At 34.9% G+C, this 22,217-nt stretch carries 13 protein-coding genes; 3 read left to right on the top strand and 10 right to left on the bottom strand.

Features of this window, described 5'->3' with window-relative positions:
- Positions 1 to 123: 123 nt before the first annotated feature.
- The 3 genes from JQC67_RS08615 to JQC67_RS08605 all read right to left on the bottom strand — a co-directional run bounded on the left by JQC67_RS08615 (position 124) and on the right by JQC67_RS08605 (position 4,623).
- Positions 124 to 2,007 (bottom strand): cytochrome-c peroxidase, encoded by a 1,884-nt coding sequence (locus JQC67_RS08615; protein WP_203252412.1) that lies wholly within the window; start codon positions 2,005 to 2,007, stop codon positions 124 to 126.
- A 124-nt stretch (positions 2,008 to 2,131) separates the two neighbouring features.
- A complete protein-coding gene (locus JQC67_RS08610) occupies positions 2,132 to 3,796 on the bottom strand; it encodes a metallophosphoesterase (protein ID WP_203252411.1) in 1,665 nt (554 codons plus the stop codon).
- Positions 3,793 to 4,623, bottom strand: coding sequence for a tetratricopeptide repeat protein (locus tag JQC67_RS08605; RefSeq protein ID WP_203252410.1), 831 nt, complete (start codon positions 4,621 to 4,623; stop codon positions 3,793 to 3,795). The genes JQC67_RS08610 and JQC67_RS08605 overlap by 4 nt, the downstream gene beginning before the upstream one ends.
- Positions 4,624 to 5,423: 800 nt before the next feature.
- On the opposite strand from JQC67_RS08605, the gene JQC67_RS08600 reads away from it, so the two are divergent.
- The gene (locus tag JQC67_RS08600; protein WP_203252409.1) at positions 5,424 to 5,645 is read left to right on the top strand and encodes a hypothetical protein; all 222 of its coding nucleotides are present in this window, start codon (positions 5,424 to 5,426) and stop codon (positions 5,643 to 5,645) included.
- Positions 5,646 to 6,480: 835 nt separating this feature from the next.
- On the opposite strand, the gene JQC67_RS08595 is transcribed toward JQC67_RS08600, so the two are convergent.
- The 7 genes from JQC67_RS08595 to JQC67_RS08565 all read right to left on the bottom strand — a co-directional run bounded on the left by JQC67_RS08595 (position 6,481) and on the right by JQC67_RS08565 (position 16,802).
- The gene (locus JQC67_RS08595) at positions 6,481 to 6,816 is read right to left on the bottom strand and encodes an L-rhamnose mutarotase (protein ID WP_203252408.1); all 336 of its coding nucleotides are present in this window, start codon (positions 6,814 to 6,816) and stop codon (positions 6,481 to 6,483) included.
- A 19-nt stretch (positions 6,817 to 6,835) separates the two neighbouring features.
- Entirely contained in the window at positions 6,836 to 9,007 is a 2,172-nt protein-coding gene (locus tag JQC67_RS08590) for an alpha-L-fucosidase (RefSeq protein ID WP_238934539.1), read from the bottom strand.
- A 10-nt stretch (positions 9,008 to 9,017) separates the two neighbouring features.
- Positions 9,018 to 9,899, bottom strand: a complete 882-nt coding sequence (locus JQC67_RS08585) for a DUF2911 domain-containing protein (RefSeq protein ID WP_203252407.1) — start codon at positions 9,897 to 9,899, stop codon at positions 9,018 to 9,020.
- Positions 9,900 to 9,909: 10 nt separating this feature from the next.
- On the bottom strand, positions 9,910 to 12,057 hold the full coding sequence (locus tag JQC67_RS08580; protein WP_203252406.1) for an alpha-galactosidase: 2,148 nt from the start codon (positions 12,055 to 12,057) through the stop codon (positions 9,910 to 9,912).
- Positions 12,054 to 13,640: a sulfatase gene (locus JQC67_RS08575; RefSeq protein WP_203252405.1), complete on the bottom strand. Its 1,587-nt coding sequence runs from the start codon at positions 13,638 to 13,640 to the stop codon at positions 12,054 to 12,056. The genes JQC67_RS08580 and JQC67_RS08575 overlap by 4 nt, the downstream gene beginning before the upstream one ends.
- Positions 13,641 to 13,702: 62 nt before the next feature.
- Complete coding sequence (locus JQC67_RS08570) at positions 13,703 to 15,103, bottom strand: sialate O-acetylesterase (RefSeq protein ID WP_203252404.1); 1,401 nt, start codon at positions 15,101 to 15,103, stop codon at positions 13,703 to 13,705.
- 94 nt (positions 15,104 to 15,197) lie between these two features.
- Positions 15,198 to 16,802: a sulfatase family protein gene (locus JQC67_RS08565; protein WP_203252403.1), complete on the bottom strand. Its 1,605-nt coding sequence runs from the start codon at positions 16,800 to 16,802 to the stop codon at positions 15,198 to 15,200.
- A gap of 583 nt (positions 16,803 to 17,385) precedes the next feature.
- Here JQC67_RS08565 and JQC67_RS08560 point away from each other — a divergent pair.
- Positions 17,386 to 20,535 (top strand): SusC/RagA family TonB-linked outer membrane protein, encoded by a 3,150-nt coding sequence (locus tag JQC67_RS08560; RefSeq protein WP_203252402.1) that lies wholly within the window; start codon positions 17,386 to 17,388, stop codon positions 20,533 to 20,535.
- 42 nt (positions 20,536 to 20,577) lie between these two features.
- Positions 20,578 to 22,068, top strand: coding sequence for a RagB/SusD family nutrient uptake outer membrane protein (locus JQC67_RS08555; RefSeq protein ID WP_238934537.1), 1,491 nt, complete (start codon positions 20,578 to 20,580; stop codon positions 22,066 to 22,068).
- Positions 22,069 to 22,217 lie beyond the last annotated feature (149 nt).

Here is a 22,217-nt window from a genome sequence, read left to right as displayed (position 1 = left end):
AACCCCTTAATGTGAATTGACATGCTAGGTGGATTTATTTAAAGTAGTGTTTCAAATTTAAAATACTATAATTATTATTTAAATCCGCTTGGCTGCAACTCCATTTAAGGTTGGTAGAAACCATCAATTTTTAGATATCTTAAATACTGTTGTATCCGTTAGTGTTTTCATAAATGCAATAATATCCTTAATCTCTTGCTTAGATAAATCTAAAGGTACATCTGATAAAGTTTGATTCGCTACTTCCAAACCCATTCCTGCACCACCACCTAGATTGTAAAACTCTAAAACTTCTTCTAAGGTCGCGAATAGACCATTGTGCATATACGGCGCAGTTAAATCTATATTTCTAACTGAAACGGTTTTAAAGGAATTTTTAAAATACGGGTGATGATCAATACTCAATCCATTTGCAAAACGCCCTAAATCTGTATCTAGCTTTGGGTTAATAGTATCAAAACCCTGTGTGATTCCTAAAACTTCTGATTCTGATTCTAAATAAAAAGGTGGAATTGTACCATTAAATATTGGTGCAAAATGACAACTACCACATGCTCCTTTACCCATAAACAAATTAAAACCCCGTTTTGCATTCTCAGGATACTCGCTTGTTTCATTACGAACATAGGTATCGAATGGGCTATTTATAGAAATTAAAGAGTTTACATACGCTGCGATTGCGTTACTTATAGAACGCTCATTAATATCCTGTTTTTGAATACCGCCATAAGCTTCTTTAAATAATTTCACATAATTAGAATCTCTATTTAACTTTCCAATTATAGCGTCAAAATTTGTATTAAACTCCAATTCATCATCAATAACATGTGTTACTTGTTTTTCTAGATTAAACTCTCGCATGTCCCAAAAATACCTTGTGGAGTATCCTGCATTAATTACAGTTGGAGAATTTCTGGCAGTAGTAAATCCTTCTTGATTTGACTTGCTTTTTGGTAAGCCATCTGTAAAACCTTTGCTAGGATTATGACAGCTTATACAAGACATTTCCTTATTGTTCGAAAGTTGCGAATCTTCAAATAACAACTTACCTAATTGTATGGTTTTAGGGTTATCTAATGGTAGATAAACTAATTCTGAATAAAAATTAGTTTTGAGAAAATCAGGATCAAAAATATTCTTAGCCAGATAATTTTTCGCATGTTTTTTATAGGGTTCTAACTTAATCTTAATTAAGTTTTGAAACTCCAACAAACCCGCATACAAAGGGTTAACTACTTCGGTTAAAAAAACCAATCTATCAAAACTATTAAAATCGGTATTGGATGTTAATAGTTTTTTTCCCTTTATAAATAGTTTTTTTACGGACTCGAATTTAGAACTCGCCTCTGGAGTCAGACCTTCTTCAAAGAATAAAAAAGCAGTTTCCATACTTTGCAAACTCACAAAACTTTCTTCCAATGCATTAACAGAACCTGGTGTATCAAAACCAGTAACGCCTAAAGTAAAAATCCGTACCATTCCCGACCGAATACACTCAATAATCTGACTAGATTTTAAATGTAAGGGCAAGTGAATATTTGAAATAAAACTTACGCGATTTTCGAGTTCATTCGCCAACATTTTTATGTGTTGAAAATTCTCTTTTGAAGCGTCTTCAAAAACCGCTTCATCTAAGGCTTGTAATCCGCAAGGTTCAATTATTTTTTCTGCTTGAAAATACTCGCTTACTTTTGGTAGCGGTGCGCCATTAATATAAGTTCCATTATAAGAGGTTTCATAATAGTCAAAAATAAACTCTAGCTTTTTATAAGCCAATCTCGTTTTTTTAACTTGTTCTTTAAGTTTTAGTTGGTCCGTAAAGGTTGTAGTATTAACAAGAACCGCTAATACTTCTACCTCTTCTTGAAACTTGTGAAAATTGCTTTCATATAATGCCGCTACATTTTCAGTAATAGATTGATTCTGTTTTGGTAAAGTTTTATACCTACCAGACAACAGCAAAAAGCTAATTAAAATAGATCCTAATAAAATGCTTGCTTTTTTCATTTAGAACTAGAATGCTATTTTACTTTATCAAGCTTTTCGCGTATCTATGGTACCCTTCCCCTATTAGAAATCATTCAAATAGAACTAAAAAAAAGGATTATTTTAATTGTGATATACCTTCTAATTATTCAATTATCACAGATTCTGTATAGGTGTTTTTGTTGGTGATAATTTCAACAACATAGGTTCCTTTTGTCATCTTAGCAACATCAACAACTGCTTTTCTGCTCTTTTTTACTTTTTTTCCAATGTTGTTATAGAACTTAACTTTCTTTAGACGCTCATTAGTATTTACTATAATACTCACCAAACCATTATCGGAATTATAAGAAAGTACATCACTTTTATGCGTAACTGCTTTAGATTTCAGCGCGATACCTTTTTTATTGATGGTGAAATAATCATCAACCTTATCATTTTCTCTTATAAACTTTACAGTCAGATTTTGTCCTCCTAATCCATCGTCTTCAACTTCCATAACACAAGACCCTAATTTGTTTAACGATACAGACATGGCTTGATGATCTAAATCTCCACCAGATATTTTACCAGCAGATCCCGTAGTTATATACACAGCACCTTCTGTAGTTTCATTAGTTTTCTGGTATATTCCATCGCCTTCTGCTTTACCATCGCCACTACCAGTTGCTCCAACCGTATGACCGCCGCTTGTAATTTCATCAGGGTTAAATGTGTTGGCAAATCCATAATGACCGTTCAAAAAATAGGAACGTTCATAAGAATGACTATGACCGTTTAAAATAAGATCTACGCCGTTATCCTCCATCATTGGCATAAAATTATTTCGCATTTCAATAAGTCGATCTTCTGTATCAGAATCGTGAGAACCTTTAGTGTAAATTGGATGATGAAATAATGTTACAATCCAATCTTGAGTTGTGTTCTGAATATCGGTTTGTGTCCAATTGTACATGGCGCCCCCTATATCGCGACTTGTATGGTGAGAGTCTAATATTATAAAATGAATATTGGCATAATCAAATGAATAATAAGCTTCTGTACCCGATGCAGTTCCACCAGCTTCTGCAGCCGTTGGGAAAGTAAAAATATCATAATATGGACCAGACTGTTTAGCTGAATCAGCCGTCTTTCCATCATGGTTTCCTAAGCAAGACCAGGCTACAGATTTTTTGAACATATCATCGTAAATATCAAAAAAGGCATTTTGATACTCTACATCTGTCCCTGTACTATAAGCGTTATCACCTAAAAACAACATCATATCTGTTTTACCAGTATTCTCTGAAGCAGCATCAACATATTTGTAATACGCATCTCGTACATTTCGCTGATTATTGTTTGCAGTACCTGCATCACCTAAAATCCATGCACGTACAAATTGTTTGGTACCGGCAGTAGGTGCAGTAATTATGTACATATCACCAGAAACACTTTCAGATAGTACTTTTGATTTGTTACCAATATTGAAATAGTATTTTGTATTTGGTTCTAAACCGGACACAGTAACTTCGTGTTCTGTAGTTAAAGTTGTATTTGTTTCATTTTTAGACAGTGAACTTAATTGCGTACCGTAATTTACTACGGACTCTGTGCCAACATCGGTTCTCCATTTTACAACTACACTAGTTGGCGTGCCACTTTGCAAATAAGGACCTCTTTCTACTGCTATTGAATTAGTTTCTTTCGGTAGATTAACATAATTAATCGCAGCATTCAACTCTTCAATAGCGACTTGATTACTAGCAGTTTGTGAAAATGAAAGCGTAGTAGACAGTATCAATAACAAAAGGACACTTTTTTTAATCATAATTTCTGGTTGTTTAAACTTTCTAAATTCTTTATTTGGTCTTTCAATTCTATTATTGACGTCATATGTTGATATTTTGAGTCTAGATTAGCTATTGCACTTGTTGCTAATTTCAAAGCTATCTTCGCTTCAAAAGGCTTATCAATTTCTGATAGATACTTTGCCTTTTTATAATACCAAAACTCTTTTCGTTTGTATTGAAGGATAAAATAATTATACTGTTCTATTGCATTTTCAACTTGACCAAATTCTTTTAAAAACTCTAATTTTTTAAGTTGAAGCGATAATGTATTGGGCCCTAGTTCTTGCAAACCAAATTCAATAACATCTAAAGCGCCCTCATAATTTTTGTTATTCTCGGCAAGTATAATATTCGCGTATTCCAATATATCTTCTGGCCTTACGTCAATCATATTATTCATAACATAGCGATAAGCCTTAATCGACTTTTCGTATGCTTTAAGTTTGAACAATATTTTAGCTTCTAACTTTTTTGCTATTACATCAATACTATCAACATCTAAATAAATTTCTATTTGTGCTAATGCATTACAGTAATCTTCAGTTAAATAATGAATCTCAGCCATCCTAAGTTTTAGATCTTTATTGGAATTTCCTAAAGATTCAGATTTAACATAATCTGCTAAGGCTTCTTCATAATCTACATGTTGTTGATATAAAAACCCTCTTTCATAGTAAAGTCTATAGTTATTAGGGTTCTCTAATATCTCTATCGTTTTTATTAAAATTCGCTCAGATAAATTACCATGTGAAAACATTTGAACCGATAGAAACAAAAATGCAATAACAATTAATTTTCTATTCATTACGAAAACACCAAAGTTTAGATATGTCACCTTTAAAAGTATTGAAGATTCGATTATTGAATAAAAACAAATGTACCCAATATTGCAGTAATAGACAGTCTCACAAGTGATTTAGAATCTTAAATAAAGTATAAAAAAATGTTAACTAATCTAACCTTTGTCCATCTTTTAACAACACTTCTTTTAACTTTTTACTAGTTAATTTCAGTATACCCCACAAAAAAAGAACGGTTCTAGAACCGTTCTTCTCAAGGTTTATAGTATAACTAATGGTTACTTTTTACGCCAAAAAATACGATTTAGTTCAAATGTTTTTTTGGTAAAGGCCAAACTTGCCAAATTGAAGAATTCCCCCGAATATCCCTTCCCAGCAAGCCGGCCTATTTTATCCAGTTATAAGTGCATGAAACTAATTTCTTGAAACAAACCTAAAACCATTAAAAAAGAATCCCTTACGGAAAACCGTAAGGGATTAAAAATTTTTTGATTGCAAAATTGCAACTACATATTTGATATGTATTTTTATTCAAAACATACCGTTTAAGTCATAATATTTGTGTTCAATTGTACAGAATCATTTGTATTCTAAACAAAATCTGACTTAAAAATTAGTGCTTCACCAACAAAATTTCGAATTACATTGTTGATAAACTGATGAAATCAGCCCTAATTTCACAATAAATGCGATAAAACATGCCCCAATTGGTTAATGTTAACATAAATTTTCACTATATACCAATAATTAAATTCAATTTGTTATATTCCGCCAGTAAACGCAATAGCATTAATTTTATAATAAAATGGAATTACTTAAAGAAGCACTTGAGCTCGAGAATATGAAGATGAGCAATATGTCAACCAGTGATAGAGTTGTCGCTTCAAGAGCGGCGAAAAGATTGATTCTAGAAATCAATGAAATCTATAAGGAAACGAAAGATCCGGAACTTATGGATATTATGAAAAGATTGACCGAAAAAAAGAAAAAAATAGAAAAAAGGCTAAAGGGTAGACCGGCGGCATAACATTTTTTTCGTCAAACTACATTTGATACCCTCAAATTTTGATTCGTCAAAGTTTGAGGGTATTTTATTTCAACAAAACAACAATATTCTCATTACCAACAACTTACATTGTACTATTTATTTCAAATTAAGAAAATTCTTATAACGTGAATACCGAATAAATACCCAATAGTGGGTATTGTTTTTACATGAATCATCTGCTAATTTTAATTCAAACTTTAAACTAGTATGAATTCATCCATTAAAAACAAAATAAACCAGTTGTTGGCGGGTATAAATTCAAATGAATTGAGATTAATTCAGCAAGATTTTGGTCTAACTGAAACAGAATTATATTATTTACTTAGTCTTAGTATTCGCTATAGACAAAACTCAAACTTTATTCTAAATAAACTAGGGCTAAAATAGTCTTGTTAAATTTATAGGACCCTTTATGTAAGTGTAGCTGTAGCTCGGGGGAAATACAGTTATATGAAGTAAGGGGTTCATATTTTTAGATTCTACAAACTATATCGATTTTAGAACCAAATCATCGATGTAAAACAATGCTACTGGTATTAATCTACACTATTAGGCGTTTACCGTATTTTTTAAGAAGAAGACAGAATTCTGCGGAAATTTGTTGAAAATATATGGTTTGAAGACAGTTATAATAAAGATTAAGAAAGAATTTGATAAAGCCGACACGCTAGCCTTAATCAGCTGCTTAGTTATTTCTATTACGGTTTTCTTTATAATGAAGGTACTAGGTAATCCGTACGGTTTCTAACACAATAAATAACACAACTATAATTGTAAGAGTGCCGTTAAGCATTTCTTTTCGGCACTCTTTTTTTTAAAAATCAGTTTGAAAAACCTTTTTCATTGGCATCCATTTTTCGCCTGGTTTGGCAAAGGGTAAGGCCTGTTGATACTTCCACATCAGTTCTTCCCATTTTTCATTGTCAGCATATTTAGCATCAATAATTGCTTTTTTCTCAAAAGAAAAATCATCATCAGCTTCAATAATCATAAACATTCGATTGCCCACCCTATAAATTTGCATTTCCTGTATACCTGATTCTTTTATACTAGTTAATATATCAGGCCAAACATCTCTATGATACTCTTCATATTTTTCAATAAGCTCTGGGTTATCTTTTAAATCTAGTGCCAAGCATTGTCTCTGCATAATGTTCAATTTTAATATATTAATCTTCTGTAATTACTCCAATTTCAGCGTATGAAGTTTTAAAGTCCGCTACCTGTCCTGAAATTTCATGACTAGCGCCAGGATCTACCTTCACGCCTCTTAATTTAATAAATCTAGCTTTTGTACTTTTAAATTCAACGCGCTGCTCAAGGCGACTGTTTACTATATTCGAGAATTCTCCTTTTGCAGCTAACTTCCAATTCTTACCATTAGTGCTGGTAAAAAATTCATAGTTGGTAATTATTCCTGTTGGATATCTATCTTGATTTGGCCAATACGTGAAGCCTTTTATTGAATATGTATCTCCTAAATCAATGGAAACATCTTGCGGGGTTTTTACGTTTGAATCCGTTGCCCAATAGGTATTTGGGTCTTCATCAAATAACAAATGTGCTTTACGCAAATCTCCTGTTGTTGAAGTGAGTACTTTCCATGGTTCTTTTGGAATATCATAATAAGTAGTTACTGGTTCAGTCTGCATTTGACTTTGTGAATCATACGCAATGACTTTTAAAGTGGTGGGAGAATTTACCAAGAAAGACGCTTCATACTTTGTAGAATTCTCAGAAGGAATACTACCATCGGTCGTATAATATACTTCAACTTCTTCATCTGGCACTGAAATAGTCACCATACCTTTTACATCTCTTGAAATTTTAGGAGCGACCAAAAAATTTGGAGCTCTATATAATTCAAGATTTGAAATAACTAATGGGCCTTTTGCCATTTTGAAATCAACTCTAACCTTTGTTGCCTTTATAGTTTCAAATTGTAAAATTCTTCGAAATCCTATGGTAGTCTGCCCGTCAATTTCAATCCACTGATCGTCGACCTCAGCCTCAACTATAAAATTTTCTACACGCTGCCCTAAAGGAATGTACTCTTGCAATAACAGCCGATTTATTTCTGTAGGTGTATCAAATGCAATAGTAAGAGTGCCACTCACTACCCCATCATCAGTAGCCCAATAGGTTTCCGGATTTCCGTCAATGGCATTTTCCGCTGCATAGTTTGAACTATTTCCACGGACATTTGAAGCACTAATCTTAGCTCCTGATGTTGTAAGTTCTTTGGCAAAATCTTTATCAATCTGCGTTTTTAGTGTCATTAATTGTTCTACATCTTTTTCATGAACTAAACCACGACTATCCACAGGTAGATTCAATAAAAAATTTCCGTTTCTACCGATTGATTCATAATAGGTACGCACCAAACGTTCTAATGATTTTACCTGATGATCTTCTCTTGAATGATAATACCAACCTGGGCGAATTGAAGTATTTACTTCTGCAGGAAGCCAATGTGTTCCGTCTTCATGTCCTGATCGTAGTTCAACGTACCTAGGCCAACCTGGGAATATTTCATCACGTTTCATAATGCTCCAGTTTGTTTCATTGGCCCAGCCTTCTTCTGTGCCTACCCAACGAATATCAGGACCACCATCACTAAAAATTACTGCATTTGGTTGTAGTTCTCGTACAATGGCATGGGTTTTATCCCATTCATAATAGGTTTTATTATCAATTTTGCGAGTTTCATTTGCACCGCCATAATACCCTGAACCACCATTTGCACCATCAAACCAAACTTCAAAAACATCGCCATAGTTCGTTAAAAGCTCTCGCAATTGCGCATGAAAATCTGCTACATACTCCGGTTCTCCATAATTAGAAGCATTCCGATCCCAGGGTGAAAGATATATTCCTAATTTTAAACCATACTCTTTGCAAGCTTCTGACAAATCTTTAATTAAATCTCCATTGCCATCCTTCCACGGTGAATTTTTCACCGAATGTTCAGTGGTTTTTGTAGGCCATAAGCAAAAGCCATCATGGTGTTTGGCGGTTATAATAATGCCAGTCATGCCCGCTTCTTTTGCAACCTTCGCCCATTGTCGCGTATCTAACTCGGTGGGGTTAAATTGCTCTGGTTTTTCACCTCCTGTACCCCACTCCATATCTGTGAATGTGTTCATATTAAAATGAACAAATGCATAGTATTTCATATCGTGCCAAGCCAACTGTCTTTCAGATGGCAATGGCCCTACTGGTTTTGGAGGCTCTACTTGTTTACATGAAAAAAATAAAATGAAAATAAAAAGTAATGGCACTCTTAAAAGAATCGCTTTCATATGTACTTTATAATTTTCTAAATGTGATTGTATATTCATTAATTGTATTTTATTGTTTTGCTTTTATTTGCTCGGCTCTTTCTTCCCAAACTTTCATATCTCTTACACGCCAATGCTCTTGGCCTTTGGCATACGTTCTTTTTTTATTAAACTCCAATCCTTTTTGAATCTCTTCCAAGGCCATAGTATACAAATGCATTTTATCATAAACACCTTGTTTTATATTTCTTCCCCAAAGTTCATTTCCTCCTAGATCAATCATTTTCTGAGCTAAAACAAGCGCGTCGTTATATCTTATATTTTTCATATCTAGATACCAAGCAGCCATTCCATACGCATCAACATCTTTAGACTTTCCTGTCAATAATTGTTCATCAATATATTTTAAAGTTTTAGTGTCAATACCTGTATGAATATCAAAATTAATTGAAATATCAGCCCATGATATATATACTTTTGCATTGTTCGGCACAAGATCAATATCAATAGTAAGTGCCTCATAAAAGCGAGCAGACTTTTCTGGTATTACAACAAAACGAGCTATATCTTTCTCAAGACTATAATTACCACTACCGTTTAATGTAGTATCAGAATTAATAATAACTACCCATTCCTTTTCATTCGGAATCGTAAATAAAGAATATGTACCTGGCTCTATTGGCTGATTACCCACTAGTACTGATTTATCAAAACTGATTTTAGTACATTTTCCAGCTCCCGTACGCCAAACTTTATTCCATGGCACCAATCCTCCATAAATCTTTCGTCCTCTTACAGAAGGTCTTTCGTATTCAACCTCTACTTTGGTATCTCCTACTATTTGTGTGATGCTTCCTTTTGGACTTGGTGAAGGAAATTCAAACTGTGCCAGTATCAAATTAGGAGTAATACATACCAAAATAACCAACAATAACTTCAACTCTTTTTTCATAAGACTCAATTTAGCGAATCAAATACCAAGAATATGATTTCGCAGGAATATTTACATTAATATCCATTTCAAAATTACGATTAAGCTGATGTGGTATTTCCAATCCACCATTTTCAGAAACTAAGGCTTCTTGTGTCAACCCTGTATAATATAATGGAATCTTAATTTGTTCTTTTATTGGTTGTTGGGTAGGATTAAAAAGTAACACAAACCCTTTGTTCTTTAATTTCGAATCAACATGCATAAAACCATCCCAAGAACGTCCATCAGGCCTGCGCAGATGAATTATATCTGCATTTAGTATTTGCCTATATTTTTTGTAGTGTTTTATCTGCTCAATCACCAAGGCTTTTGTAGCATTGGTATCATAAAGTCGTGGACCTCGATAACATGCCTGTACCCCTGCCCCATAATTCTGAACCATGTGTGCTTCATAAGCATCTTGATGTTCTGATAGTGGTTCTAAAGTTGCCTCTGCCCCTCCACCATGATACTCAGTAAGTGGCACAAAGGTCCAAGACATAGATGGTGTTTTATTCCAAGTACCATCATAGATATTTTGTCTTCCTAAAATTATTTGTTGATCTCTAGGCAATGACCAGTTTACCTCACGATATCCAATTCCGCATTTATTAGATCCTTGAAGAAAATAAAAATCAGGTGCATTTAAATAAATGTCTTTCTCTTTTAACCAATGATAAAAATTTCTACTCATTGACCACTGTACCCATTGTGAATCTTCATAACCTTTATGAAATGCGTGAGTTGTTGAAGCACAAAAATCACCAGGATATGGACCATCATGTTCTAATAAATCAAAACCAGTTTTAGTAAAAAATACTTTTAATTTTTCAAGATAATCATGCCCCCATTGACTTGCTAAACAGGGTGCATTGTTAAATTTGGTACCACCTGGCAAACCAGTTTCTTTATTAATTACATCAACTTCAGCACTAATACTTCTACTTGAAAAAAGCGAATAACCTCCTAACTCAATTCCCTTTTTATGCGCATAATCAGCTAATTTTTTAAATTTTTTAATATTAGTTGCGGTAGTATCCTCCATATTCAAACCGCTACCAAAACTCAAAATTACCATTTCATAACCTGTTTCAACACATTGATCAATAGCCGTTTTTACAGCTTTCGGGTCTGTCGTTGTTAAATGCATGAAAATAGGATTCTCACTTGACCATGGTGCCAATACCCTATACATTTTACGAATACCTAAAGCATTACGTTCTCTATTATATTCATTTTGTAACAACTCATAGGTTCTGAAACTTTTAAAATTTTCCCCTTTAGCAATTGATTGATTGGGGCCACCTTGAAGTTTTGATTCTAAAAGACATTGAGTTTCCATTTTCCAATTCACTTGTGAAGTGTATTCCGGATCTTCAACCCAATGTGTAGTTTGGTCTGCTTGGTCTGAAGTAAATCCACCAAAAGCATAATCACTTTCAACGTGTATATTAGGGCGCAACCACTGATCTGGTGTTTCAACAGGGTTTTGTAATTCAGGAAAAGCTAGAATTTCACTTTTAAATCGATTTAAAACCATTTCAACATTACCCTGATTTGCTATCGTTATTCGTTTAGAAATGAGTGGCAATCCATCATAAATTTCATAATGTACGAATACGAGCACGCCTTTTAATTCTTTTGCGGGATGCACAAATTTCAAGGTCAGTTCTTTTCCTTTTGGTGTTGTTGCTTCAGCTGTGTTCCATCTCTTTTTAGAATTCCATTTCAATTGTTGCGTGATATCTTTTATCTCATACGATTCAAAGCGAAAAGAAGTAGGATCTACTTTTAAATCATCAATCCATTCTTGCAAAAGATATCCGTGCTCTTTGAGGCCAACTAAGCCACCAACTGCATATATCTTATCATTAATAGTAACCTCAGCTTCTGGTTTTATACTTCGAATATAAGTTTCGCCGGTTACTAGATTTTTATATTCTGTGGTTGCCGCATTGGGTTCAATAGTAATTTGCCTAAATGTAAGGCCATTGGTAAGAATCAGATTTTTACCTTCTAATGTTACCGAAGAAGTATAGCCAGTGTTATCAATTAGCCAATCTTTCAGCTCTATTGTTTGACCATAAACGGAGAAACTGGCAATCAAAAAAATAGCAAAAAAATGAATATTCCTCATTCGCTTTCTGGTATCAAAATTTCTGTTTTCAAGCTATCTTTATTAACAGAATTCAATGCCTCATCAGGATAGGGAACTACTAAACCTGTATCTCGTTTTGAAGGCATTTGCGCTTCTACTTCTCTTAAATAATCAGATAAAATTTTTGCCAATTCTTTAGCTTTTTCTGGCTGTTCTTCTATCAAATTTTTCGTTTCACCAATATCTACATTCAAATCAAAGAGTTCCATTTTTGAATCTATATGGTAGTAAATGAATTTCATGCCACCGTTTCTTACAGCACTAGTTGCACCAACACCTGGCCCAGAAGGACCCCATTCATTTGGGTAATGCCAAAACAATGATCTACCAGTATCTTTCAACTCCCCTTCAAGTACTGAAACAAAACTTTTTCCGTCAATTTTCTGCACCGTTTCTGTATTCTCAATTTGAGCCATTTCTAAAATAGTAGGATAGAAATCTTCTATAATTACACGAGCATCACTCATAGAATTTGGTGCTACAATTTCTGGCCATTTCACCAACATTGGTTCGCGAATTCCACCCTCATATACTGACCCCTTTCCACTATTCAGTGGTTTATTATGTGTATGTGGCTCTCCTGCTCTTGAATGCGCACTAAGCCCTCCATTGTCTGACATGAAGAGAATTATAGTATTGTCCGCAATTTCTTTTTCTTCTAGATAGTCCATGATATCTCCAAGACTTTTATCCATACCCTCAACCATACTTGCGTACTTGGCTTCAACTGAATCTAAACCTTTTTCTAAATACTTCTCATAATATCTTGGGTCTTCAGTTATTGGCGTATGCACTGCATAATGCGCCATATACAAAAAGAAAGGTCTTTGCGTGACCACAGCAGAATCCATGGCAACAAGTGCCTCTTTTGTAATCGCTTCTGTTAGATAAATATCTTCACCATAATATTTTTCTAAACCAGGAACAGCCCAATTTTCTTTTCCCTTTTTTCCATTTCCAAAATTCTCTATCCCTAAATAACTCTCTGGGGCACCTGCAGCATGACCAGCTATATTCACATCAAAGCCTAGGTTTTTTGGATCAGCACCTGGCGTATCCATTGCTCCGAAATGTGCCTTACCCGCATGTATTGTAAAATAACCTTCATCATGCAGTAGTTGTGGTAAGGGACTCGCATAAACCGATCTTGGAATTCCAGTAACTGGACTTAGTCCATTTACATTCCATTCTGGAAATTTGAGAATTTTATGATTTGCCTCCATGGGCTGAATTGAGTCTTTTTTAAGTGTCCAATTGGTAACTCTATGTCGGGCAGCATTCATACCCGTCATTAAACTAACCCTACTTGGTGAGCACACGGGAGTTGCATAGGCTTGGGTAAATTTCATTCCCTCTAATGCAAGCCTTTCCATATTTGGAGTTTCATATATATCATTGAAATCAGTACGCTCTACATGAAAAGCTACCGATGTATCTTGCCACCCCATGTCATCAACCAAAAACAAAACGATATTAGGAGGAGCCTGTGTAATCTCATCGGGTTCACAACCACATAAAATAAGGATTACAAATAATTTCAGATAGGTTTGGTAATATTTCATTTAGAATGGCTTGGGTCAAATTTAAGCTTCAAACTATTAATTATGTTAGATTTTAACTTTTATCATTCAAGATTTATCTCCCAGTCATCAGTTCGGAACGCACTTGCAGGAAGACCTTCATTATTGAATAGATTTGGCAAAGCGGTATCGGTAAAAGCAAATCTCACAGCAATAGGCTTTTTGACTTTTGAAGACCGCAATACTACATTTTCACCTTCAATTTTCGCCTTTGCTTCATAAAATACCTTATCAGCACCTGCCACGTAAAACTCTTTTAGATTTTTTCCTTTCTTCATCAATCCTGATTTAGAATAATCAAATAGCAATGTGACTTTATTTTTATTCACTTCCATTTTACTGAAGATAGGTCCGCTATAAACAATATCCTCTTGACCATAGTTTTTTGCTAGAGCCCAGAGCGCTAATCGCTGACCAACATCTTGTTTATTTATTGGGTGGATATCTTTTAAGTTACCGATATCGTTTGTTACTACCATACCCGTTTTTGGCACTTTCAACATTGTTTGTAATTGCGCATCGCGCACAATAGCTGCTGCCACATTTAAAACAGAATCATATTCATACGGTGCAATTTGTGTGAAATAAAAAGGCAATTCTTTATCCCATTTTTCTCGCCAGTTAGAAATAAGTAACGGAAATGACTTATAATATGAAAATGGATTAGCTCTATTTGATTCGCCTTGATACCAAATAAAACCAGCAATATTGAATTTTGTAATAGGATTAATCATTGCATTAAAAGATACGCCCGGTTCTTTTGGCCACCATTCATATTCTTTCAATTTACTTGCAGCCTTTTTTAATTCATTATCCTTTAAGATTTTATCTTTCTCAATCCAGACTTCAACAGGAGTGCCCCCCCAACTAGAGGTTATTAAACCGATTGGCACTTCTAAGTTTTCTAATAATTTTCTTCCGAAGAAATACGCTACAGCACTAGACTTTCTCATAGTTTCAGGGGTGCATACTACCCATTCACCTTCTAAATCATCTTGTGGTGTATTTGACTTTTTTCGCAACACAGAAAAAAAGCGAATATTAGGATAGTCTGCTTTTGCAATTTCTTCGTCTGCATTTACAAGTCCCGCATCGGGCGTCCATTCCATATTCGATTGCCCAGAACCCAACCAAACTTCACCAATTAATATGTTTTTAATAACTACTTCTTCATGACCACTTACCGTCAAAGTATAAGTACCACCCCCCTTTGGTGTAGCAATTTTTGTAGACCATGAACCTTGGTGTGCTTTTATCTCGATCGGAGTGTTATTCCATGAAGCAGTAATTGTTATCGTTTCATTTGTCTGTGTGGTCCAACCCCAAATATTAACTTCTGCATTTTGTTGCAAAACCATGTTGTCTGACAAAATTGAAGGCATCCATAATTTACCAAAACAAATTTGCGCGGTAAAAAAGCAAAGAAGTATCAATATATTCTTCATAATAGCATGTATTGGTTTGGTTGTTATTTATGTAAGCAATTTCTAAAATCGAGTTGTGAAAACCAAGTTTACTGATGGGCTTTATTTAATTTCTTTATTCATCGTTAAAAACCGCCAATTGTTTCCATTCTTTATTGTCAAAATTCGCATCGTTTTGTTGCTGTAAACCTTCGGTGCTTCTTCCGTTATTAATTGTAGCATGAAGTAACTCTTTCAACTCAGCTACAACTTCAGGTTTATCTAAATACAGATTCTTTTCTTCTTTTGGATCTACACTCAAATCAAACAACTGCACTTGAGGTAATTGCGCAATATCTTTATCATTTGGTTTAGGATAACTCCAACCCCCGGACCCGGCAGCCATCACCAATTTAAACTGCCCTTTTCTAATGGCAAAACTGCCATTAATTGAACTATGAATAGTAGTCTCTCTCATGAAAGCTACAGCAGTATCATTTGAAAATAATGGAATCATTGAAAAACTATCCTCTCCTTCATTAGCATTTAAATCTGAACCTACAATTTGAGCACATGTTGCAAAAAAATCAGTGGTGCAAATGGTCTTATCGGAACTTCTACCAGCCTTAATTTTTGCAGGCCATTTAACGATAAAAGGTACTCGGTGACCACCTTCATATATATCGGCTTTGTGACCTCTATACATCGCACTAGGATCGTGCCCTTTTTCTGCTAAAACATCGAAATCAGCCTGTGGTGAACAGCCATTATCACTCGTAAAAACTACAAGCGTATTATCAGCAATCCCTTTCTCTTCAAGAAGCGCCGTTAACTTACCCATATAATCATCAATTTGCATAACAAAATCTGCATACGGATTCAAGTCACTTTTACCCAACCATTCTTCTGTTGGTAGTATAGGTGTATGCGGAGAAGGCAATGCTAAATAGAGAAAAAATGGTTTATCAGTAGCTGCCTGATTTTGAATAAAGTTAAACGACTTTCTGAAAAAATTTGGCGTAACATCATCATGAATAAAATCATCGCCTGTTGGCCCTTCACGCCACCATGTGTATTTTCCTGTATCAACCGTAACCTTCTTTGGAATTGTAGTTGGTGTGCCATTTTCTACATACACATACGGCGCCATATCTAAGGAACCTGAATGCCCATACGAATATTCAAAACCTAAATCTTTTGGTCCATTTTTTATTCGTTTTGAAAAATCAATATTTTCATAATCTGTGGGGTTCCATCCTGTACCACCAACACTATCTCCTTGTTTTAGAGCCCAGTCCCAGCCCAAATGCCACTTACCAATAAAACCCGTTGTATACCCAGATTTCTTTAACAATGAAGCTACCGTAGCTCTATTATTTGGAATTAAAGCTTTTGAAACCCCCGTCAGTACTCCTTCTTTTAAAGAGCTTCGCCAATTGTATCGCCCCGTTAAAATACCATAGCGTGTTGGGGTACATACTGCTGACGATGTATGTGCGTCAGTAAATTTCATTCCTTCTGAAGCAAGAAGGTCTATATGTGGTGTTGGTATTTTACTCTCCGTATTAAAAGTATTAATATCTCCATAACCTAAATCATCAGTTAGCACATATATAATGTTCGGAAGTTTTATCGGCTCCTCCGGATTAATCTCTTTTACCGTTTCTTTACAGCTAAAAAAAGCTAGTAAAGCAATAAATGTAAACAGTTTTAAAAAGTTAGTTGCGTTTTTTTTATTCATTATTAAAAAGTACTATCAAAAATTATTTTTCGGTTTGCGGTGGTTACACTCTCTTCTTTAGGGACTCCAATTCTATACTTAACAAAGACCTTTTTGTTATTTTATTAGGTGTTAAAATATCAGTTCAACCTGATTCAAAACAAACTTAATATAAACTTCATTCAAATATCTGTAAAAAGTATACCAGTATCATACGAAATCATTTGAATTACAATTGAGAAAAACTTCGCTATCAACACAACCTCTTTACTTTTTATGGAATTTTTCAATACTAACTTGAATAGCACAAATTCAAGATATCGGTAATGCTGTCAAACCTTTAACAAGATTTAAGTATTCAAAAAGCATATCACACTTCAAACCCTGGTTTTATAATGCTTTTGTAAGAAAAGTAAAATTCCGCAAAATCAGGCCTATCATATTATTAAATGTACATTTTTTTAACATAAAATCTATAAAATGCAAAAATAGTATCAATATCTGTATAATTTTTATTGGATTTACTTAAAAAGTAAAATTAGATTTGGAAGACTCAATTGAGAGAATTAGACTACTCTCATTCAACCACTTAAACTATAACACTATGAAATTAAAACCAATCCATTGCCTATTTGGCAAAAACTTACAACTCTTGTTGTTTGCCCTTGCGGTATCACAGATTTGTTCGGCAAATGTTCCTTTGAAAGCAAAGGTCAATTCAATCAAGATTTCAGTTGAATCTATTCAAGACTTAACAATTACAGGTACAATACTTGACCAAGACGGCGTGCCATTGCCAGGTGCAAGTGTTGTTGAAAAAGGTACAACAAATGGTACTCAAACAGATTTTGATGGTAATTTTTCACTACTAGTAGGAGACGACAATGCTATATTACTAATCTCTTACATTGGTTATTCTTCACAAGAAGTTTCCGTAAACGGTCAAACAAATATTAATGTCAACTTAGAACAAAGTGCTTCAAACCTAGATGAAGTAGTTGTAGTTGGATATGGTACCCAAATAAAAAGACAGGTAACTGGATCGGTACAAACTATTGAGGCTGCCGACTTAGCTGATTTACCTGTATCTCAAGTTACTCAAAAGCTTCAGGGTAAATTGGCCGGGGTACAAATCAATCAAACTACAGGTAAACCCGGTCAAGGAATGTCGGTAAGAATTCGTGGACAATTATCTGTATCTGGGGGCAGTGACCCATTATATGTTATTGATGGTTTTCCAATATCAGGAGGCATAAACTCTTTGAATCCTGATGAAATAGAAGATATCACTATTCTTAAAGATGCTGCTTCAACATCTTTATACGGTTCTAGAGCTGCAAACGGTGTTGTTCTGATAACTACTAAAAATGGCACACCGGGTGAGACCCATGTCAGTTTCAACACATCAACTGGTATTCAGCAGGTGCCACAACGTGGAAGAATTGATATGATGGATGCTGTTGAGTTCGCGCAATTCAAAAAAGAATATTATGAAGATCAGGGCGATCCTGTACCAGAAATCTTTCAAGATCCTTCGCAATACATTGGTAAGAATAATGATTGGTACGGAGCTCTATTAAGAACCGCACCTGTTCAAAACTACAACCTCACGATTACTTCAAATAAAGAAAATCTTCGCACTGCAGTAGTTGCTGGTTTCTTTAAACAAGAAGGTGTTGTTCTTAATTCAGATTACGAGCGTTATTCACTTCGTGCGAACTTAGATTATGATATATCAGATAGAGTTCGAGTCGGATTTAATATTGCGCCTTCCTTTATAAAAGATAATACCCCGCGTAGTGATGGCGATAGAGGAACTGGTATTCTCTTTAATGCACTACACACATGGCCAGTAATGCCAATTTACAACCCTGATGGAACTCGAACTACATTTAATCGTTTTCCTGCAGATACCGGTAATATCTTTTCTTATGCAAACTGGTTAACATCCGCAGAACAAATCAAAAACGAAACTAAAGATGTGAACATTCTGTCAAATGCATTTTTAGAGTATGAGCCAATTGATGGACTAACGATTAAGACCAGTTTAAACGCTGAAATTTATAATCGTGAATATGAATTTTTCAGTCCGTCAACGGCGACCTACAGAATAAACCGACCGATACCTACCGATGCTGAAGCTATTTGGGAAGATCGAAATGATTTCTCATATCTAAATGAAAACTTAGCTACATACACTAAAAGCTTTGGAGATCATAATGTTTCACTTTTAGGAGGATTCACTTATCAAAAGTTCAGAAGAGATATTAGCAGAGTTCAAGCAAACACTTTTTCTGATGATCGTTTACCCACCATACAAGGAGCAGCAAATATAGATAGAGGCAACACCTATGATAGAGTGCAAGAATGGAGTTTAGTCTCTTTTCTTTCTCGATTCACTTATAACTATCAAGGTAAATATTTACTTACTGCTGCCATTCGTCGTGATGGTTCGTCAAGATTCGGTGCAGATAATCGCTGGGGTAACTTTCCTTCAGTATCTGCAGGGTGGATTGCTTCTGACGAAACCTTCATGGAAAACTATGATGCAATATCAATGTTAAAATTGAGAGCAAGTTTTGGGGTAACTGGTAATAATAATATCGGTAATTATACGCAATATGCCTTAATTGATAATACCGTGAATGCAGTTTTTGATGATGCATTAGCACCAGGTTCTGCTGTAAATTCACTTTCGAATTCAAACCTAGGCTGGGAGACCACCAAACAATTTGATATAGGTTTAGACTTAAGCCTTTTCAACGACAGAGTCTCATTTGTTTATGACTACTATACCAAAAACACTACAAACTTATTGTACAATGTTCAAGTACCTCGAGAATCTGGTTTTTCAGAATTCAGTGATAATATTGGTGAAATTAAATTCTGGGGACATGAGTTTGCTTTAAATACCGTTAACACAACAGGCAAATTCAAATGGACCACCAGTGCAAATATTTCATTTAACCGCAATGAAGTAGTATCATTAGCAGAAGGCATTGATAGAGTATATGGATTATTTCACATCACCAAAGTAGGTGAGCCTTTCGGACAATTTTATGGCCATATTGCAGACGGAGTTTACTTAAACCAACAAGATTTAGATAGTTCCCCTCAAGTACCTGGGCGTTCTACAGTTGGTAGTATTAAATTGTTAGACCTAAATGGTGATGGTACAATTACTCGTGGTGGTGATGAAGATGATCGTGCTATTATGGGCAATCCGTTTCCAGATTTCACCTATGGCATCACAAATACAATTAAATACGGAAACTTTGACTTTTCTATTATAGGTACTGGCTCACAAGGCAATCAAGTTTTAATTCGTCATTTATATAGTACAGCGAATCTTGATGGTGTATTCAATTTAGTAGATGGTGTTAAATATCGTTTTAGATCAGAAGAAAACCCAGGCTTAGGATTCTATGGTACCACAGTAGGCGGTGGAAATGTAACAGGTATTGAACGTGACTGGATGAATAGTCGTTTTGTAGCGGATGCTTCGTATTTCAATATTCGAAATATCACATTGGGTTACACATTACCAGGTGTTAAAAAGTTTTTCGAATCTGCTAGAATTTATGGTTCTATTCAAAATGTTCACATATTCACAAAATATTGGGGCGGACCAAACCCTGAAATTAGTGGCGAACGTGACGGTGATGGAGATGGTGGAAATTTAAGTCAAGGTGTGGATTTCTCTGGATATCCAGTACCACGTATATTCAGTCTTGGATTGAACCTTAACTTTTAACTGAAGTTCTATAAAATGAATTATCCTATAAAAAATAATAAAATGAAAAAAATAATATTAATTCTAGCGGTACTAGGATTCACAATGATTAGTTGTGAAGACGAATTGACCATTTTTCCAGAAGACTCTCTGAGTGTTCCCACGTTTTATAAAACAGAAGTAGATTTTGAACAAGCTGTGAATGGAGCATATGTTCCTTTACGAGGAATCAATGACCGTTCAAAAGCGTTCTTAGCAGAGATGCATTCTGACAATACCTATTATGCACGTAACACTGCTTTTGGGGCAACAGAACAGCAAGAAGATATTGCAGATTTTGCAATACCTACAGACAATGGCATTACCACAAATAGTCATGTTAGCAACGTTTATGTTAGCAATTATGAAATAATTGCACGTGCTAATCAAATATTGGCAACAATTGATGAAGCGGAGTTTGATGATGCTGCAAAAAGCAACTTGAAAGGTCAGGCATTGTTTTTAAGAGCCTATGCATATTTTGATTTGGTGCAATTTTTCGGAAGTGTTCCATTACACTTGGTTCCAGTTTTATCTCGTGAAGATGCTGCATTGCCGTTGTCAAGTTCTGAAGATATATATGCGCAAATTATTGAAGATGCTCAAGGAGCAATACAGTTACTTCCTTTAAAATCACAACAAGAACCAGGCAGAGCTACTTCTGGTGCGGCAAGAACATTATTAGGCAATGTACATATCGTTCGCCAAGAATGGGGAGAAGCTGAAATTCAATTACAAGCCGTTGTAGATAGCCAAGAATATGATTTAATGCCTAACTATGAAGATGCCTTTTCTGGCAACAGTGATAACAAAAACAATATGGAATCTGTTTTTGAGGTACAATACAAAGAAGGCCCTGAAGGATTGAACGGTAATTTTCTTTACAATTTCTTACCAAGACCTATGACCGCTGATGAGGTAGGTTTGGTTACGGGTACATCAAACCCACAGCCTTTAAATGGTGAAGGCAACAACATACCAACACCTGACATTATTGCGGCCTATGAAGCTGGCGATTTAAGAAAAGACGCTTCTATTTTATATGTTACTGCTAGTGAGAGTTTTTGGAGAGATGGTGTATATCCTATTATTAAAAAGTATGTTGAACCGCATGCTTTAAATGGTAATCACGGTATGAACTGGCCCATATATCGCTATTCAGAAGTTTTATTGTTCTTAGCAGAAGCTCTTGAAGAACAAGGCAAAGCAGGGGCAGAAGCACATTTAAGTACGGTACGTACACGTGCTGGGTTAGGTGCTTATTCAGGTGATTTAGGCGAAGCAATTTTTAATGAACGCAGAGTAGAACTTGCTTTTGAAAACAAGCGCTGGCTAGATTTAGTTAGAACTGGTAGAGCTGTAGAGGTTATTACAGCCTATGGTAACAGAATAAAAGCAACACCAAATGATTATTATTACCCTGAAGGTGCTGCACCAAGAAGTAATGCCTTCTCAAACATAAGTTTGACGTACGGTCTTCCTGCATCAGAATCATCTTTGAACCCAAATTTTTAACTAGATAAATTAAGGTGTAAAAAAACCAAACCACCTTGCCAAATTAGTTGTTGTATTGAGTTAATTGAGTTAAATCCGAAGGACTTGTTCTTCGGATTTTTTTTTGAGAACTAATACTCAACATTGAAAACATAAAAGTTGATTTTAAT

Source organism: Aurantibacter crassamenti (genome assembly GCF_016811105.1).
Lineage (GTDB): Bacteria > Bacteroidota > Bacteroidia > Flavobacteriales > Flavobacteriaceae > Aurantibacter_A > Aurantibacter_A crassamenti.
The sequence above is the reverse complement of the archived record's forward strand: the minus strand, read 5'-3'. Positions and strand labels throughout refer to the sequence as shown.

Excerpts from the sequence above, each read along its gene's own strand:
- JQC67_RS08615 (WP_203252412.1), bottom strand. The coding sequence starts at position 2,007 with ATGAAAAAAGCAAGCATTTTATTAGGATCTATTTTAATTAGCTTTTTG.
- JQC67_RS08610 (WP_203252411.1), bottom strand. The coding sequence starts at position 3,796 with ATGATTAAAAAAAGTGTCCTTTTGTTATTGATACTGTCTACTACGCTT.
- JQC67_RS08605 (WP_203252410.1), bottom strand. The coding sequence starts at position 4,623 with ATGAATAGAAAATTAATTGTTATTGCATTTTTGTTTCTATCGGTTCAA.
- JQC67_RS08600 (WP_203252409.1), top strand. The coding sequence starts at position 5,424 with ATGGAATTACTTAAAGAAGCACTTGAGCTCGAGAATATGAAGATGAGC.
- JQC67_RS08595 (WP_203252408.1), bottom strand. The coding sequence starts at position 6,816 with ATGCAGAGACAATGCTTGGCACTAGATTTAAAAGATAACCCAGAGCTT.
- JQC67_RS08590 (WP_238934539.1), bottom strand. The coding sequence starts at position 9,007 with ATGAATATACAATCACATTTAGAAAATTATAAAGTACATATGAAAGCG.
- JQC67_RS08585 (WP_203252407.1), bottom strand. The coding sequence starts at position 9,899 with ATGAAAAAAGAGTTGAAGTTATTGTTGGTTATTTTGGTATGTATTACT.
- JQC67_RS08580 (WP_203252406.1), bottom strand. The coding sequence starts at position 12,057 with ATGAGGAATATTCATTTTTTTGCTATTTTTTTGATTGCCAGTTTCTCC.
- JQC67_RS08575 (WP_203252405.1), bottom strand. The coding sequence starts at position 13,640 with ATGAAATATTACCAAACCTATCTGAAATTATTTGTAATCCTTATTTTA.
- JQC67_RS08570 (WP_203252404.1), bottom strand. The coding sequence starts at position 15,103 with ATGAAGAATATATTGATACTTCTTTGCTTTTTTACCGCGCAAATTTGT.
- JQC67_RS08565 (WP_203252403.1), bottom strand. The coding sequence starts at position 16,802 with ATGAATAAAAAAAACGCAACTAACTTTTTAAAACTGTTTACATTTATT.
- JQC67_RS08560 (WP_203252402.1), top strand. The coding sequence starts at position 17,386 with ATGAAATTAAAACCAATCCATTGCCTATTTGGCAAAAACTTACAACTC.
- JQC67_RS08555 (WP_238934537.1), top strand. The coding sequence starts at position 20,578 with ATGAAAAAAATAATATTAATTCTAGCGGTACTAGGATTCACAATGATT.